Source organism: Streptomyces sp. NPDC054975 (assembly GCF_053609105.1).
Window position 1 is genome coordinate 31,077 of record NZ_JBSGWV010000001.1, and the last position, 14,461, is coordinate 45,537.

Genomic DNA, 14,461 nt, shown 5'->3' on the forward strand with positions numbered 1-14,461 from the left:
GAGCTAGGCGGTGCTCATATGCTAACCCGCCCATCTTTTGATCTTGTCGAGGGGCCCGCCTTCCGCTGCCGGGACGCTCAGGACCCGACCGCCACCACGACCGAGTGCCAGCCGGCGGCCCCGTCCGGCATGGTGTCGGTACGACGCTCGGGCTGGGTGACGCCGGTGCCGTCGGTGGCGCGGACCGTGAGGGTGTGTCGACCGGGCGCGGCCTGCCAGGGGTGGACCCACTGGCGCCAGGTGTCCCGGCTGTCCTCGGCCCCGAGGCGGGCCTCCTGCCAGGGGCCGTCGTCGACCCTGACCTCCACCCGCGCGATGCCCCGGTGCTGGGCCCAGGCGACCCCGGCGATCATGACCGTGCCCTCCGCCGGGCGGGCGAGGCCCTTGGGGGTGTCGATCCGGGACTGGGTCTTGACGGGCGCCTGGGCCGCCCAGCCGCGCGGGACCCAGTAGGCGTCGTACGCGTCGAAGGTGGTCAGTTCGAGGGACTCGATCCACTTGCAGGCGGAGACGTACCCGTAGAGCCCGGGGACGATCATGCGGACCGGGAAGCCGTGGTCGAAGGGGAGGGGCTCGCCGTTCATGCCGAAGGCGAGCAGGGCGTCGCGGCCGTCCATGACGTCCTCGACAGGGGTGCCGATGGTCATGCCCTCGACGGACCGGGCGACGAGCTGGTCGGCCGGACCTCCTTCCGACGGCGGGCGCACCCCCGCCTCACGCAGCAGGTCCGCGAGGCGTACGCCGAGCCAGCGGGCGTTGCCGACATAGGGGCCGCCGACCTCGTTGGAGACACAGGCGAGGGTGATGTCCCGCTCGACCACCTCACGGCCCAGAAGATCTCGGAGGTCGAAGGAGAGATCGCCGGGCACGCCCATGCCGTGGACGCGCAGGCGCCATGTGTCGGCGTTCACCTTGGGGACGACGAGCGCGGTGTCGACCCGGTAGAAGTCGCGGTTCGGGGTGAGGAACCGGCTGATGCCGGGCACGTCGAGCTGCGCCCCGGGCGGCACGGCCGGCGCGGCCGAGGCCGGCCGGGGCAGTCGCAGGGCCCTGCGGGACGCCGTGGCCCCCTCCCCCGAGGGCGGCCCGGCCGCCCGTCCGATCGCGGCGGCGGCGGTCGCCGCCAGGCCCGTCGCGGCGGCGACGACGAGGAAGCCACGGCGGTCGGCGCGGGCGGCCGCCTGCGGCGGGTCGTCGGCGTCCGAGGCGAGCAGCCTGCCGATGAGGACGTACAGCAGGGCGGCTCCCGCCACCGCCCCGACGAGCGAGGGCAGGGCGTCGACGGCCGAGTCGGAGTCGGGCCGGGTGACGGCCGCGACGGCGCCGACGACACCGAAGCCGAGGACACCGGCGGCCCCGGCCGTGCGGTGGCGCAGGGCGAGCAGACCGAGGGCGGCGGCGATCAGGGTGAGGACGAGCACGATGCCCAGCAGGAGGACGGCCTTGTCGCTCTCGCCGAACGTACGGATCGCCCACTGCTCGATCGCGGCCGGGGTCACGTCGACCGCGGCGTCGCCGACGGCCGTGACCGGGCCGGACTCGTGGCGGATCAGGCCGGCGAGGACGTCGGCGACGGCCAGGGCGACGTAGCCCGAGAGGACCCCGCCGGCGACGGCGAGCAGCCGGTCGGTCCGCGTGAGCCGGCGGCGGGGGGCGCGTGTGGCGTTCATGGTCCTCAGCATCGGCACGAAGTGGCCGTCGTGGAGGGATTTCACCCGAGCGGCGCCGCCGCTTCCTCGGCCAGGGCCGCCAGGGCCGCGCCCAGGGCGTCGAGGCCGGGCCCGGCGGGGCCGCCGGGCTCGCTCATGTAGACGTCGCGCCGGATCTCGATCATCAGGGCGGTGACGCGCGGGTCACGGCCGTGGTGCGCCGGCGGTACGTACGTCCCGGCGAAGGGGCTGTCCGTCCCGATGCCACCGAACGGCGCGAACGCCTTGCGGGCCGCATCCACGAGGGCGGGCGGGGTGTGGAAGGCGTCGGTACCGAGGCAGATCGGCGGCCGGGGCCCTGCGCCGTGCAGCTCGTAGGGGAGCGCCTCGGTCGGATACGAGTGCACGTCGATGATCACGGCGCGGCCGGCCGCCGCGAGGCGGGCGTCGACGGCGGCGGTCATGGCCGAGGCGTACGGCGTGAAGTAGCGCTCCAGAAGCGGTCGTTCGTCGAAGGCCTCGGGCCGCAGCTCGGCTCGGTGGGTGGTCCGGGTGTAGACCGCGCCCATGCCGACCGCGCGCATCTCCTCGCGCTCGTCCGGGAAGCGCTCGGGGTCGACGACCAGCCGGGAGAGCAGGTTGACGAACCGCCAGGGGGTGACGGCGGCGGCCCGCGCGGCCGCGTCCGCGAGGGCGGCGGTGTGGGAGTCGGTGATGTGGTCCAGTTCGCGCGCGAGTTCGTCGTCGCCGAGCACGATGTCGGCGCGGACGTCCGGGGGGAGGTCCCGCGAGGAGTGCGGCACATGGAGGAGGACCGGGGAGTCGGGGTCTCCGGGGAGCAGCTGGAAGGAAGGGGTCACGGCTGGCCTCGCTGACGGCTTCGGTGGCGGACCGGACGGCGCGCGAGGCGACGCGCGCCGTCCGGTCCGTATCGTCACATCCGGTTACGCGGCGTCCCGCACCGAACCCGTGAACTCGGGTCCGTGGTGCGGCTCCCAGTTCTCGTCGTAGGTGGTCAGCCGGGCCTTCAGGGTCTCCGTGGGCTCGGTGACCGTGTCCGTGACGGTCGGGATCGTCACGTCGACGCTCGTCCGGCCGGCGGGCACGTCCGCCCAGAGGGTCGCGGTCGCGCCCTCATGGCCGAGCTGGGAGAGCGGCACGGCCGGATTCGGCACCTGGCCGAAGTGCTCCTCCAGCCAGGCAGGTGCGACGTCCGCGCTGGACAGCTCGGGGCCGACGGTGACCGGCAGGAGTTCGAGCACGCCGCCGACCTCCACGTCGGCGGGCGCGGACAGGTGGACGCGCCACGTCAGGGGCTTGCCCTCGGTGACGTCGTCCGCGACCGGGGTCAGCGTGACGGTGGGCTTCGCGTCGTCGTTCCGCGCCGTCACCCCGCCCCGGTGGGAGCCGACGGCGACACCCTTGACCGCCTTCACGGACACGTCCCGCGACAGGTCGTAGCCGTAGCGGGTGTTGCCCGTCACCTGGACCGGCACGTCGATGGTCTGGCTGCCCGGCCGGACCGTCACGATCCGGGAGGTCACCTCGTCCGACTCCGGCGTGGGGGTGAACACCCGGACCTGGCCGCTGCCCTGGCCGGAGACGTGGACCGGGACGCGGTAGGTCCGCACGCCGGAGTCGCCCTCGTCCACGGTCAGCCGGCCGATGTCGACACGCGGCATCGCACCCGGGACGACGGCCGGGGTGCCGGGGCGCCAGCCCCAGGCGTCCATCAGCCACGCCTGGCCCGAGCCGCCGCCCGGGGTCAGTTCGAGGGTCGTGATCCGCGTCAGGTCCAGCTTGGACCTGACGGCCAGCGCGAGCGGCACTCGGACCTCGCGGCCCCAGTGGGAGGCGGTCCGCTCGCTGCCCGGGAGGCCGTCGAGCTTGACCCGGCCGAGCGGCGCCCGGCGGCCGCCCGCGTCGACGAGCGCGATGTCCAGGCGCGTACCGGTGGTGTTGGGCGGCACGATGACGCGGAGCGCCAGCGCGTTCGAGCCCTTGAGGGAGACCGGACGGTCGGAGCGTACGGTCGCCTTGGCCGCCCCGCCCGTGCCCGTCCAGCGCAGGGCGACGGCGTCACGGCCCGGTTCGGGCGAGGCCTCCCAGAACGCGAAGTGCGGTGACTGGCCGGCCGTCTGGTCGTCGTTCTGCGGCAGGCAGGCGCGGGCCGGGTCCGGATCGATCTGCGCGCACAGCCGGCCGCCGCCGCTCACGGTGAGTCCGGGGCCCGGCAGGAAGCCGGGGGTGCGGTGTCCGCCGACGGCGTGGCTGAGGATGCGTGCGGGGCCGGCCGAGGGGGCGCGGCGGCCGGTGCCGTCGAGGAGCGGACGGACCCGGTCGTCACCGGCGACGAACAGCCGGGCCGCGGCGGCGATGTAGGTGGCGCCCGCGGCCTGCTGCTGCGTGGCGGTCAGCCGGGTCGCGGTGCCGGGCGAGCACACCGGGTCCGGCGTCTCGTCCGCGAAGAAGTCGTCGGAGGAGGGCGCCTCCGCCTGGCCCGGAGTCCACTCGCTGTTGAAGAAGTTGTGGTTGGCGCCGACCATGTACACCGCGCTCTGCAGCGCGGCGCCACGGGCGACACCCCGCGTGCCGTCGACGTAGATCTGACCCTGCAGGTCGGAGACGTCGCCGTCGCAGCCGGGCAGCATGGTCATCGAGGGCACGTCCGGGGCCGGGTTCTGGCCGAAGATCGTGGGGCCGATCAGCACGTTGCCGCGAATCTTCCAGCGCGAGGGGCCGGGAGCTCCGTCCTGGTCGGCCGGGGGCCGGTGGAGGCTGTCGAGCGCCGCCCGGTTGACCCCCTCGCCGCCTCGGGAGTGGCCGACGAGCAGGACGCGGGAGAGGTCGGCGGGCGCGGTGGCGCGCACGGCCGCCGGAGCGCCGGCGGGCTGCGCCGACCAGTCCGCCCACTGCGACAGGTGCCGGCGGACGAGGGACGAGCGGGCCTGCGCGCCTGCGTCGTCCGCCGCGTGGTCCTGGGCGTTGATGCCGTTGGCGGAGATCGAGACGGTCACATAGCCCTGGGAGGCGAGGAGTTGCTGGGCGCGCAGGTAGCCCTTGTGGCTGGGTATCGGCTTGGCGTCGGGGGCGCAGGGCCAGTCGCCGGTCACCTCGTCGCCCTTGTAGCAGGTGCCGTGCCGGCCGTGCAGGAAGAGCGCGAGGGGCCGCTTGCCGGGTGCGCCGGCCGGTCCGACGACGACGGCGCGCATCTCGATCGGCTCGGCGTAGCCGGGCAGCCGGACGGACGGCAGGTCGTAGTCGCCGCTGACGGTGCGGTAGGTGCCAGGTGTGCCGGGGTCGACGGGGTTGACCGGCAGGGGCGCTTCCGCCCGGCCCGAGGGGGCGGCGGGCCGGTTCCGGGGCGCCTTGCTCGCGGCGTCCGCGTCGCCCGGGCCGTCGGCGTCCAGGCGGCGTCCGGCGGCCATCACCTTCAGGTCCTTCGCGGAGCCCAGCCGTACGCCGTCGGCCTTCAGCCGGAAGGCGTGTCCGTCGGCGGCCGGTGCGGGGCGGCCGAGGAGCCGGTCGCCCGAGTAGAACTCGACCCGGGCGTCCCCCATGGGCACGGGGTCGGTGGACGTCCAGACCAGTTCCCGGTCGTCGCCCTCGCCGGTGAGGCTCCAGCCCTCCGGCAACGTCCCGTCGACGCTGCCCGCTCTCTCGGCGCCCGCTCGGGACGGTCCTGGGGACGGTTCGGCGAACGCCGGTACGGGCGACGCCGCGGCCAGGGCGACTAACGCCACGGCCGTGGTCACCCCGCGTGTGAGACGTATCAAAACGGTCTTCCTCACGATCGGTCCGTTCGGGACACCTCGGGGCATGTCAGGACGCCTCGGGGTCCCCTCTCGTGACCGGAGGACGGCAACGGGCGGGCGTGGGTTGCCTCATGGGGCGGGAGAAGACCGGGCACGGGGAGAGATCGGCGGGAAATTGCCGCACGGGGGTAGGCCTGCGGGACCCGCTTGTTATACGTTCCGTCTAACAGCTTGCTAGACGCCGCATCTAACAAGCGTGCGACGTCTCGATCCAAGGAGCCGCACATGGCGCGCAGCACCGTCCCCCCGGAGAGCGAGGACCGGCACGTCGAGCAGGAGGTCGCCCGGCGGCTGCTCGACTCGGCCGCGAAGCTCTCCTACGACCCGGCCACCGAGGTCGACTGGGACACCCCGCTGGACAAGGACTTCCACGGCGCGAGCCCGGAGTGGAGCACGCTCTACTCCACCGCGTACTGGGGCGAGTTGACCGAGGCCCAGCGCAAGGAGCTGACCCGCCAGGAGGCGGCGTCGGTGGCCAGCACGGGCATCTGGTTCGAGATGATCCTCCAGCAGATGGTGCTGCGCGACATGTACGCCAAGGACCCGACCGACCCCCGCTTCCAGTGGGCGCTCACCGAGGTCGCCGACGAGTGCCGGCACTCGATCATGTTCGCGCGGGGCGCCGCGAAGCTCGGCGCCCCGGCCTACCGTCCGCGCCGGATCGCGATCGAACTCGGCCGGGCGTTCAAGACGGTCGCGTTCGGCGAGGCGGCGTACGCGGCGATCCTGGTCGCCGAGGAGGTCCTCGACGTGATGCAGCGCGACTGGATGCGCGACGAGCGGGTCGTGCCGTTCGTCCGCACGATCAACAACATCCATGTCGTGGAGGAGTCGCGGCACATGAAGTTCGCCCGCGAGGAGACGCGCCGGCGGCTGCGCGGCGCGAGCCGGGCGCGCCGCCACTTCCACGCGCTGGTGATCGCGATCGCCTCGTACGTCATCGTCACCAGCATGGTGAGCCGGAGGGTCTACGAGAGCGCGGGCCTGGACGTCGAGCGCGCCGTCGCCGAGGCGAAGGCGAACGAGCACCACAAGTCCCTGATGCGGTCCAGCTGCGCCGGGTTGATGGAGTTCCTGTCCTCGGCCGGGCTGCTCACCAGGCCCGCGCTGGTCTTCTACCAGCGCGCGCACCTGATCTGACCGGAACCGACCCGAGCTGAGCCGACGACATGACCTACGCCATCACCCAGACGTGCTGCAACGACGCGACCTGTGTCGCCGTGTGCCCCGTCAACTGCATCCGCCCGACGCCGCAGGAGCGGGAGTTCGGCCGTACGGAGATGCTCCACATCGACCCGGCGACCTGCATCGACTGCGGCGCCTGCGCCGACGCCTGCCCGGTCGACGCGATCTTCCCGGTGGACAGCCTCTCCCCCGCGCAGGCCGGGTACGCGGCCGTCAACGCCGCGTACTTCGCCGACAAGGAGCCTTTGGAGGCCGCGCCAGGACCGAACTTCCACTCCTGGGACGCCCCGGCCTTCGAGCGGAGCCTGCCGTCCGACTTCGCGCCGATCCGGGTCGCGGTCGTCGGGACCGGTCCGGCCGGGATGTACGCGGCGGAGGACCTGCTGCTGCACACCAACGCCGAGGTGACCCTGGTAGACCGGCTGCCCGTCGCGGGCGGCCTCGTCCGGTACGGCGTGGCGCCCGACCATCCCGCGACCAAGAAGGTCGGCGAGACCTTCGCCCGCTTCCACACCCACCCCCGGGTACGGATGCGGCTGGGCGTCGAGATCGGCAAGGACATCACGGCCGAGGAACTCGCCGCGCACCACGACGCGGTGGTGTACGCCGTCGGCGCCTCCTCCGACCGCCGGCTCGGCATCCCCGGAGAGGAGCTGCCCGGCAGTGTCTCGGCGACGGCGTTCGTCTCCTGGTACAACGCCCACCCCGAGTCCGCCGCCGACGCCATCGACCTGACCGGCGCCGAACGGGTCGTCGTGGTCGGCAACGGCAACGTCGCGCTCGACGTCGCCCGGATCCTCGTCATGGACCCCGAGACCCTGGCCTCCACCGACATCGCCGACCACGCCCTCGCGGCCCTGCGCGCCTCACGGGTGCGCGAGGTGGTGCTGCTCGGGCGGCGGGGCCCGCAGGACGCCGCGTACACGGCCTCCGAACTCCGCGCCCTCACCCACCTGCCCGGTGTGCGCCTTGTCGTCGACGACCACGACCCGCGGACCGGCGCGGCGATCGACGGCGCGGGGGCGGGTGAGAAGGCGGCGCTGCTGCGGGACGTGGCGCGGGAGACGGTCGACTGGTCGCGGCCGCCGGGCGCGGACCGGCGCGTCGTGCTGCGGTTCCACTCCGCACCCGTGGCGATGGACGGCGATGCCGCGGTGCGGGGCGTGCGGGTGACGGAGGGTACGGGCGAGCGCGAGATACCCACCGGTCTCGTCCTGCGGGCGGTCGGCTACCGGGGGGTGCCGGTGCCGGGGCTGCCCTTCGACGAGGCGACCGGCACCGTGCCGCACGAGCGGGGCCGGGTGGCCGGGATGCCCGGGACGTACGTCGTCGGCTGGATCAAGCGTGGCCCCTCGGGCGGGATCGGCGCCAACAGGACCTGCGCCGCCGAGACGGTCGGCACGCTCCTGGCCGACGCCGTGGCGGGCGCCCTGCCGCCTCCGTCCCGTACGCCCCAGGCGTTGAGGCGTCTGGTGCGCAGGCGCGGCGCCGAGGTCGTCGACGCCCGCGGCCTGGCCGCGATCGATCGCGCCGAACGCGCGCGCGGCCGGGCGACCGGGCGACCGCGCGTCAAACTCGCCACGGTGGCCGCCCTGGTGGCGACGGCCCGTCGCGCCCGCCTGCGCCTGCCGCAGTGACCGGTCCCGGCCAGGGGGCCGGTCAGCCCGTGACCTTCTGCCAGGCGGTCGTGCCGAGGAGGCCCGTCTCGCCGATGTCGAGGCCGCCGTCCGGTTCGACCGTCTGGCGGGCCACCCCCGCGGCCGGGGCGATCTCGACGTACACCCCGCTTCCCCTCCGGGTCGCTGCGTCCACGGCCGAGTACCGCCAGACGAAGACGCTGCGCGCTGCCTCGCCGGGCTTCAGCGTCACGAGGTGCGGCCCGGGGTCGTCGAGCTGGGTGATGGGAGCCGGGCCCTTGAGGACGGTGACGTCCATCGGCTCCTGGTTCACGTCCCGTACCCGTACGTCCGGATACCCGTTGACGCGCTGCTCCCCCTTGCCGCAGTTGGTGACGGTCACCGGCATGGAACGCAGGCCCATGGCCGCGTCGACCATGCCGGTCGTCACCTTCATCCCCGTCGCCGGACAGCCCTGCGGGGCGGTGGGAGACGGACGTTCGGCCCGGGGAGCGGCCCCGAGGCCGGCGCGGCCACCGTCGCGCGTCGGGACGCCCGACGGCCCGGCGGCCGTGCGGAGCCCGGTCCGCTCGGGGTTGACCTCACGGTCGATCTCGGCCCCGAGGCCGCACCCGGCGGTCAGCAGGGCGGCAGCTGCCAGGACCAGGCCGTGCCGCGCGGTGATGACGGTCATGGCGCGATCATCACATGTCGGCGCACGGCTACTCGAACCGCGAGGTGTCGCCCGCGCCTCGGCGGACGATCGCCGGCTCACCCTCCGAGAAGTCGATCACCGTCGTCGGTTCCGTCCCGCAGTCTCCTGAGTCGAGGACCGCGTCCACCGCGTGGTCGAGCCGCTCCTTGATCTCCCAGCCCTGGGTCAGCGGTTCGTCCTCGCCGGGCAGGAGGAGGGTGCTGGAGAGCAGTGGTTCGCCGAGTTCTTCGAGGAGCGCCTGGGTGACGACGTGGTCGGGGATGCGGACTCCGACGGTCTTCTTCTTGGGGTGCAGCAGCTGGCGCGGGACTTCCTTCGTCGCCGGCAGGATGAAGGTGTAGCTGCCGGGCGTCGCCGCCTTGACGGCGCGGAACACGTCGTTGTCGACATGCACGAACTGGCCGAGCTGCGCGAAGTTCTGGCACACCAGCGTGAAGTGGTGGCGGTCGTCGAGTTCGCGGATCGTGCGGATCCGGCCGATGCCGTCGCGGCTGCCGATCCTGCATCCGAGCGCGTAGCAGGAATCCGTCGGGTACGCGACGAGGGCGCCGGAGCGGATGCTGTCGGCCACGCTGCTGATGGTGCGCCGCTGAGGATTCTCGGGGTGCACGTCGAAGTACTTCGCCATACGGGGCAGTCTAGGTTCCCCGTGGGTCCGGCCCGGGACGGCGGGCCGGTGCGGTTCCCCGCACGTTCGGGCGGAGGGAGGGCGACCGTCAGGCCGCGAGGCTCAACTCCTGGCGCAGGACGATCGCGTTGAGCCGGATCGTGTACGGCGCGACGTCCATGATCTCCAGGGCGGCGGCCTTCTCCTTCTCCAGGCCGACGGTCACGTCGATGCAGAAGGCGATCGCGTACATGTGGTCGCCGGTCTCCTCGTCCTGGAGGGCGAAGAACACGTCACGGTAGTAGCTGGTGCGGTCCGGCCCCTCCTCGTAGTACGAGAGTCCCGGCTCGCCCTCCTGTGCAGCGAGGTCCGTGAAGGCGTGGGCGAGTTCCTGCTCGACGGTGCCCCAGAACGCGGCGTTCGCGAACTCGCCGGGCAGCGCCTGCCGCACCGCCTCCTTGAGCGAGAGCACCATCACCATGACGGGGGCGTACTCCTGGAGCCCCCAGCCGCGCACCATCTTGACCACGGAGCTGTCCGGGATCGCGGCGGCGGCCTGGTGGATGTTCTCGAAGTCGAAGTTGACGGTGGCGGGCGCGATCGCCTGCTGGAACAGCCGGTCCATGGCGCGGGCCTGCTCGAGATGGTCCGGGCCCACCTCGATGACGGTCTTGAAACTGGCGGCCATGACTCCTCCTGTCGGTCGTGGTGATCAAGGTGATCAAGAGGGGTCAGTATGCCGCCTGGCGTCCGGCCGCCACAGTCTTGTCGCCATCTCGTCTTCGACGGACAGTACGGGGATGGCAATCGTCGTACTGGTGGGCACGCTGGACACCAAAGGTCTTGAGTACGGATGGCTTCGCGAGCGGCTGGAGAGCCGCGGTGTCGAGGTCCTCGTGGTCGACACGGGCGTGGTCGGGCCCCCTCGGACGCCCGCCGACGTCTCCCGGGACGAGGTGGCGCGGGCGGCGGGCGCCGATCTCGACGGGCTACGGCGCGGCGGCGACCGGGGCGCGGCCGTGACCGCGATGGCGCGCGGGGCGGCCGAGGTCGTCCGGCGGCTGCACGCGAAGGGCAGGTTGCACGGCGTGCTCGCCCTCGGCGGCAGCGGCGGCACGTCGATCGCGACCAGGGCGATGCGGGCCCTGCCGCTCGGGGTGCCGAAGGTGATGGTCTCCTCGATGGCCTCGGGCGACGTCGCCCCCTATGTCGGCTCGTCGGACATCACGCTGATGTACAGCGTCGTCGACATCGCCGGGGTCAACCGGGTCTCGGCGCCGATCCTGGCGAACGCGGTCGAGGCGGTGGCCGGGATGGCGCGGGGGTTCGAGGCCGCCGCTCCCCCCGTGCGGGACGACCGGCCGCTCGTCGCCGCGAGCATGGCGGGCGTGACGACCCCCGGGGTCGACGCGGCCCGGGCGCGGCTGACCGAACTCGGCTACGAGGTCCTGGTCTTCCACGCGAGCGGGGCCGGAGGCCGGACGCTGGAGTCCCTGGCGGAGCAGCGGCTCTTCGCGGGCGTCCTGGATCTGACGCTCTGCGAGCTGGCGGACGACCTCTGCGGGGGCATCCTGACGGCGGGCCCCGACCGGCTGCTCGCCGCCGGTCGGGCCGGGATACCGCAGGTGGTCAGCCCGGGCGCGCTGGACATGGTGAAGTTCGGCCCGCTCGACACGGTCCCGGAGCGGGTCCTGGACCGGGACGTGCGGGTGCACAACCCGTCGATATCGGTGGTGCGGACGACGGCCGAGGAGTGCGCGGAGCTCGGCGCGCGCGTCGCGGCGAAGCTGCGGTCGGCGACCGGGCCGACGACGGTGTGCCTGCCGCTGCGCGGGCTGTCCACGCTGGGGGCGCCGGGCGGGCCGTACCACGATCCGACGCTGGACGAGGCCGTGTTCGACGCGGTCCGTGACGGGCTGCGGGGCAGCCCGGTCGACGTGCTGGAGCTCGACACCGACCTCAACGACCCGTCCTTCGGCCGCGCTGCGGCGGACGTGCTGCACCGCCTGATCGAGGGGGGCGACTGACCTCGCCGCAGGCCGCTCCTCACCCCGGCAGGTCCGACAGGCGACGGCGGTCCAGCGGGGAGGAACGGCGGTCGAGGCGTTCCTCCAGGAGGTGGCGGGCCGCGTCGCGCTGGCCCGCCTCCAGGAGCGCGTGGAGCAGGGTCTCCTCGACGACCTCGCGCTGCGCCGCGCTGCCGCCCACCCGGCGCAGCGTGGGCAGCAGTCCGCGCAGTCCGTCCACCGCCGCCGTCCACCGCTCCTCCAGGACGGCTTCGAGCGCGTGGCAGAGCGGGGCGATGACCTCGCGCTGGACGGCGTCGGCTCCGGCAGCGTGGTTGCGCAGCCGCCGCAGCGCGGGCAGGTCGCCCGCGGCGGTGAGGGCGACGGCGCTGTGCAGGGCGGTGAACGCGGTGGCGGGCCGCTCGAGGAGGTCCCGGGCGACGGCGTCGAGAACGTCGTCCACGGGGGCGCTGCCCGTCCAGTTCCTGGTCATCCGGGCCCGCCACAGGAGCGAGCCGGAGTCGACCAGCGCCCGTACGCCGTTGACCTGGCGCGGCGCGAGCTGGGCGAACCAGCGGCGGCGTACCGCCTCGGAGTCGTCCAGGGCGAGTTCGTGCAGCGCCACGTGCCAGGAGAAGTGGGCCCGGTGCACGGCGCCCCGGCCCTGGCCGCCGATCCAGCCGTCGAGCCAGTCGCGGCCTGCACGGTGGGCGCCGGACTCGTAGTGGACGTGGGCGAGGGCGTGCGCGGCGTGTCCCGAGGCGGGTTCGGCGGCCAGCGCGGCCGTGGCGAGGAAGCCCGCCTCGTCGACGAGCCCCTGCTCCTGGCGGACGAAGGCCAGCAGCGAGGTGGGGAACCAGTGCCCGTCGTAGGCGGGCGCGGTGTGCTCCACCAGGCGGAGGGCGAGCGTTCCGTCGAGGTCGCCGACGCCGGAGAAGGCGATCGTGGGCACCGCGATGCTCAGGGCGAAGGCGTCGACCGGGTACCGGTCCAGGTGGTCGACGAGCGCCCGGTCCCCGTCCGCTGCGGCGTCGGCGCCGACCTGCTCGATCCTGCGGGTGACCACGTCCACGAACGAGCGCTCCCGGTCGTCGCCGCGCTCGGCCACGCCGCGCTGGGCGTCGGCGAGTTCGCGGTGTACGTCGACGTCGGCGCCGCACTCGTGGCCGAGCAGGGCGAGCGCGGCGTGGCCGAGGGCGAAGCCGGGGTCGAGCGCGGTGGCCCGGGCGAACGCCTCGGCGGCCTTCCCTCGTACGGTGACCACCCGGCCTAGGCCGCTGCGGTAGGCGGCGGCAGCGGCGGCGTGGGTGGAGAGCGGCAGCCCGAACTGGTCGGTGGGCCGGCGGCGGGTGGGCTGCGGGGCGCGGGTGAGCGGGGCGAGCACGGACTCGGCGATCTCCCGGGCCTGCGCCCTGATCTCGGGGATCGCGGTCGTCTCCCACAGTTCGCCGCGGCGGGGCGAGCCGAGGGTGAACAGCGACCGGTGGCTGGTGCCCCGGGCGTCGCGCAGACGGCCCGCGTCGGTGGCGACGCCGATGCCGAGCGGGCCCGGCACCGCGAGACCGTCGGCGAGCAGGGCGCCCCAGAGAGGGTCGGCGGTGGCGTCGACGCGGAGCCCGGGCCCGGTGCAGTCCACGACCCAGGCCGCCGTCAGCTCCCGGCCGTCGGCGAGCCCGACGGCGATCCGGCCGTCGTCCAGGGTGCGGGCCGCCGTGATCCGGCCCGCGTGGACGCGCAGCCGGTGGGCGGCGCGCGCCCGGTCGATCGCCTCGGCGGTGGCCGGGGCCATCCGGTGGCGGTGGACGTTCCAGCGGGTCGCGTCGCGGTCGAGGAACTCGGCCCGCTCCTCGTCGGTGAGCCCCTGCCAGAGCGCGCCGATCGCGGGGCGCAGCCCGTCGAGGGCGGGGCGCCAGTCGCCGTGGTCGCGCAGGGAGGCGGCGATGTGCCGCCGGAGCGCGGTGCGCAGCCGGCGCAGCGGGAGCGCCGTGAGCCCGGGCGGCGCTGGTACGGGTGGCAGGGGGGAGACGGCGTGCGGGCGGGGCAGGAGACCGCTGCGGGAGAGGGCGTGCACGGTGCGGCCGGGCCGGTCGAGGACGAGCGCGAGGTCGACGGCGGTCAGCCCGGTGCCGACCAGGAGGACGTCGTCCTCGGCGCCCACGGCGTCGAGCGCGCCGGGCGCCCACGGGGCGGCGATGAACCGTGCGGAGCCTCGCAGTGCGGCCGGTGCCCAGCGCGCGGCGCCCGCGGCGGGGCCGGTGGCGAGGACGACGGTGTCGGCCGTCACCGTCCCGCCGTCGGCGAGCCGCAGCTCGAACCGCCCGTCGGCCGTCTCGGCGCAGCGGGTCGCCCGGGTCCGCAGACGGCGGACGGCGACGGTGCCGTGGGCGGTGATGACGGCGCGGCCGAGGGTGTCGGCGAGGTAGGAGCCGAAGCGGTACCGGGAGGCGAAGTCCGCGGCGGTGACGGTGGATTCGCCGTGGCGGCAGAGCCAGCGCCGGAAGTGGCCGGCGTCGTCGGGGTAGCAACTCATCCCGCCGACCGGCACGTTGAGCCGGTGCTCGGGCACCTCGGTGGCGTAGGCCGTGCCGCGTCCCGCCTCGGCCGCCGGGTCGATCAGGAGGAGATCGAGCGGGGTCCGCCGCCGGGCGGCCGTCTCGCAGAGCTGGACGGCGACCAGCGCCCCGGCCGCGCCCGTGCCGACGACGGCCACGGTCGGCCGCGTACGGAGGGAAGCGGTCGGGGTCTTGGGCGCGGACTTGGGCGTGGGCACGAGGGACCTCCGGCCGGGGATGGACAGTGCACGAGGTTGTTCACTATGTCGATGAACAACATGAACGGACAAGGGTGCACCGTCCCTTCACCCGGCGA

At 74.2% G+C, this 14,461-nt stretch carries 10 protein-coding genes; 3 read left to right on the forward strand and 7 right to left on the reverse strand.

Annotation, left to right across the window (positions count from 1 at the left end; all coding sequences use genetic code 11):
• Positions 1-77: 77 nt before the first annotated feature.
• The 3 genes from ACWF79_RS00125 to ACWF79_RS00135 all read right to left on the reverse strand — a co-directional run bounded on the left by ACWF79_RS00125 (position 78) and on the right by ACWF79_RS00135 (position 5,425).
• Complete coding sequence (locus ACWF79_RS00125; protein WP_453725749.1) at positions 78-1,670, reverse strand: molybdopterin-dependent oxidoreductase; 1,593 nt, start codon at positions 1,668-1,670, stop codon at positions 78-80.
• 41 nt (positions 1,671-1,711) lie between these two features.
• A complete protein-coding gene (locus ACWF79_RS00130) occupies positions 1,712-2,509 on the reverse strand; it encodes an N-formylglutamate amidohydrolase (RefSeq protein WP_453725750.1) in 798 nt (265 codons plus the stop codon).
• Between the two features lie 84 nt (positions 2,510-2,593).
• Positions 2,594-5,425 carry a hypothetical protein gene (locus ACWF79_RS00135; RefSeq protein WP_453725751.1) on the reverse strand — a complete coding sequence of 944 codons (2,832 nt, stop codon included), beginning with the start codon at positions 5,423-5,425 and terminating at the stop codon, positions 2,594-2,596.
• Between the two features lie 264 nt (positions 5,426-5,689).
• On the opposite strand from ACWF79_RS00135, the gene ACWF79_RS00140 reads away from it, so the two are divergent.
• Positions 5,690-6,604 carry an AurF N-oxygenase family protein gene (locus tag ACWF79_RS00140; RefSeq protein WP_453725752.1) on the forward strand — a complete coding sequence of 305 codons (915 nt, stop codon included), beginning with the start codon at positions 5,690-5,692 and terminating at the stop codon, positions 6,602-6,604.
• Positions 6,605-6,633: 29 nt separating this feature from the next.
• Entirely contained in the window at positions 6,634-8,286 is a 1,653-nt protein-coding gene (locus ACWF79_RS00145) for an FAD-dependent oxidoreductase (protein WP_453725753.1), read from the forward strand.
• Between the two features lie 22 nt (positions 8,287-8,308).
• On the opposite strand, the gene ACWF79_RS00150 is transcribed toward ACWF79_RS00145, so the two are convergent.
• From ACWF79_RS00150 to ACWF79_RS00160, 3 genes are all read right to left on the reverse strand, one after another.
• Entirely contained in the window at positions 8,309-8,959 is a 651-nt protein-coding gene (locus ACWF79_RS00150) for a DUF4232 domain-containing protein (protein ID WP_453725754.1), read from the reverse strand.
• 28 nt (positions 8,960-8,987) lie between these two features.
• Positions 8,988-9,608 (reverse strand): L-threonylcarbamoyladenylate synthase, encoded by a 621-nt coding sequence (locus ACWF79_RS00155; protein WP_453725755.1) that lies wholly within the window; start codon positions 9,606-9,608, stop codon positions 8,988-8,990.
• 88 nt (positions 9,609-9,696) lie between these two features.
• The gene (locus ACWF79_RS00160) at positions 9,697-10,275 is read right to left on the reverse strand and encodes a Type-2Aa cytolytic delta-endotoxin (RefSeq protein WP_453725756.1); all 579 of its coding nucleotides are present in this window, start codon (positions 10,273-10,275) and stop codon (positions 9,697-9,699) included.
• Positions 10,276-10,387: 112 nt separating this feature from the next.
• Between ACWF79_RS00160 and ACWF79_RS00165 the strand changes: the two genes are divergently transcribed.
• A complete protein-coding gene (locus ACWF79_RS00165; RefSeq protein ID WP_453725757.1) occupies positions 10,388-11,614 on the forward strand; it encodes a Tm-1-like ATP-binding domain-containing protein in 1,227 nt (408 codons plus the stop codon).
• A 19-nt stretch (positions 11,615-11,633) separates the two neighbouring features.
• Here the strand turns inward: ACWF79_RS00165 and ACWF79_RS00170 are convergent, their stop codons facing one another.
• Entirely contained in the window at positions 11,634-14,303 is a 2,670-nt protein-coding gene (locus ACWF79_RS00170) for an FAD/NAD(P)-binding protein (protein WP_453726155.1), read from the reverse strand.
• Positions 14,304-14,461 lie beyond the last annotated feature (158 nt).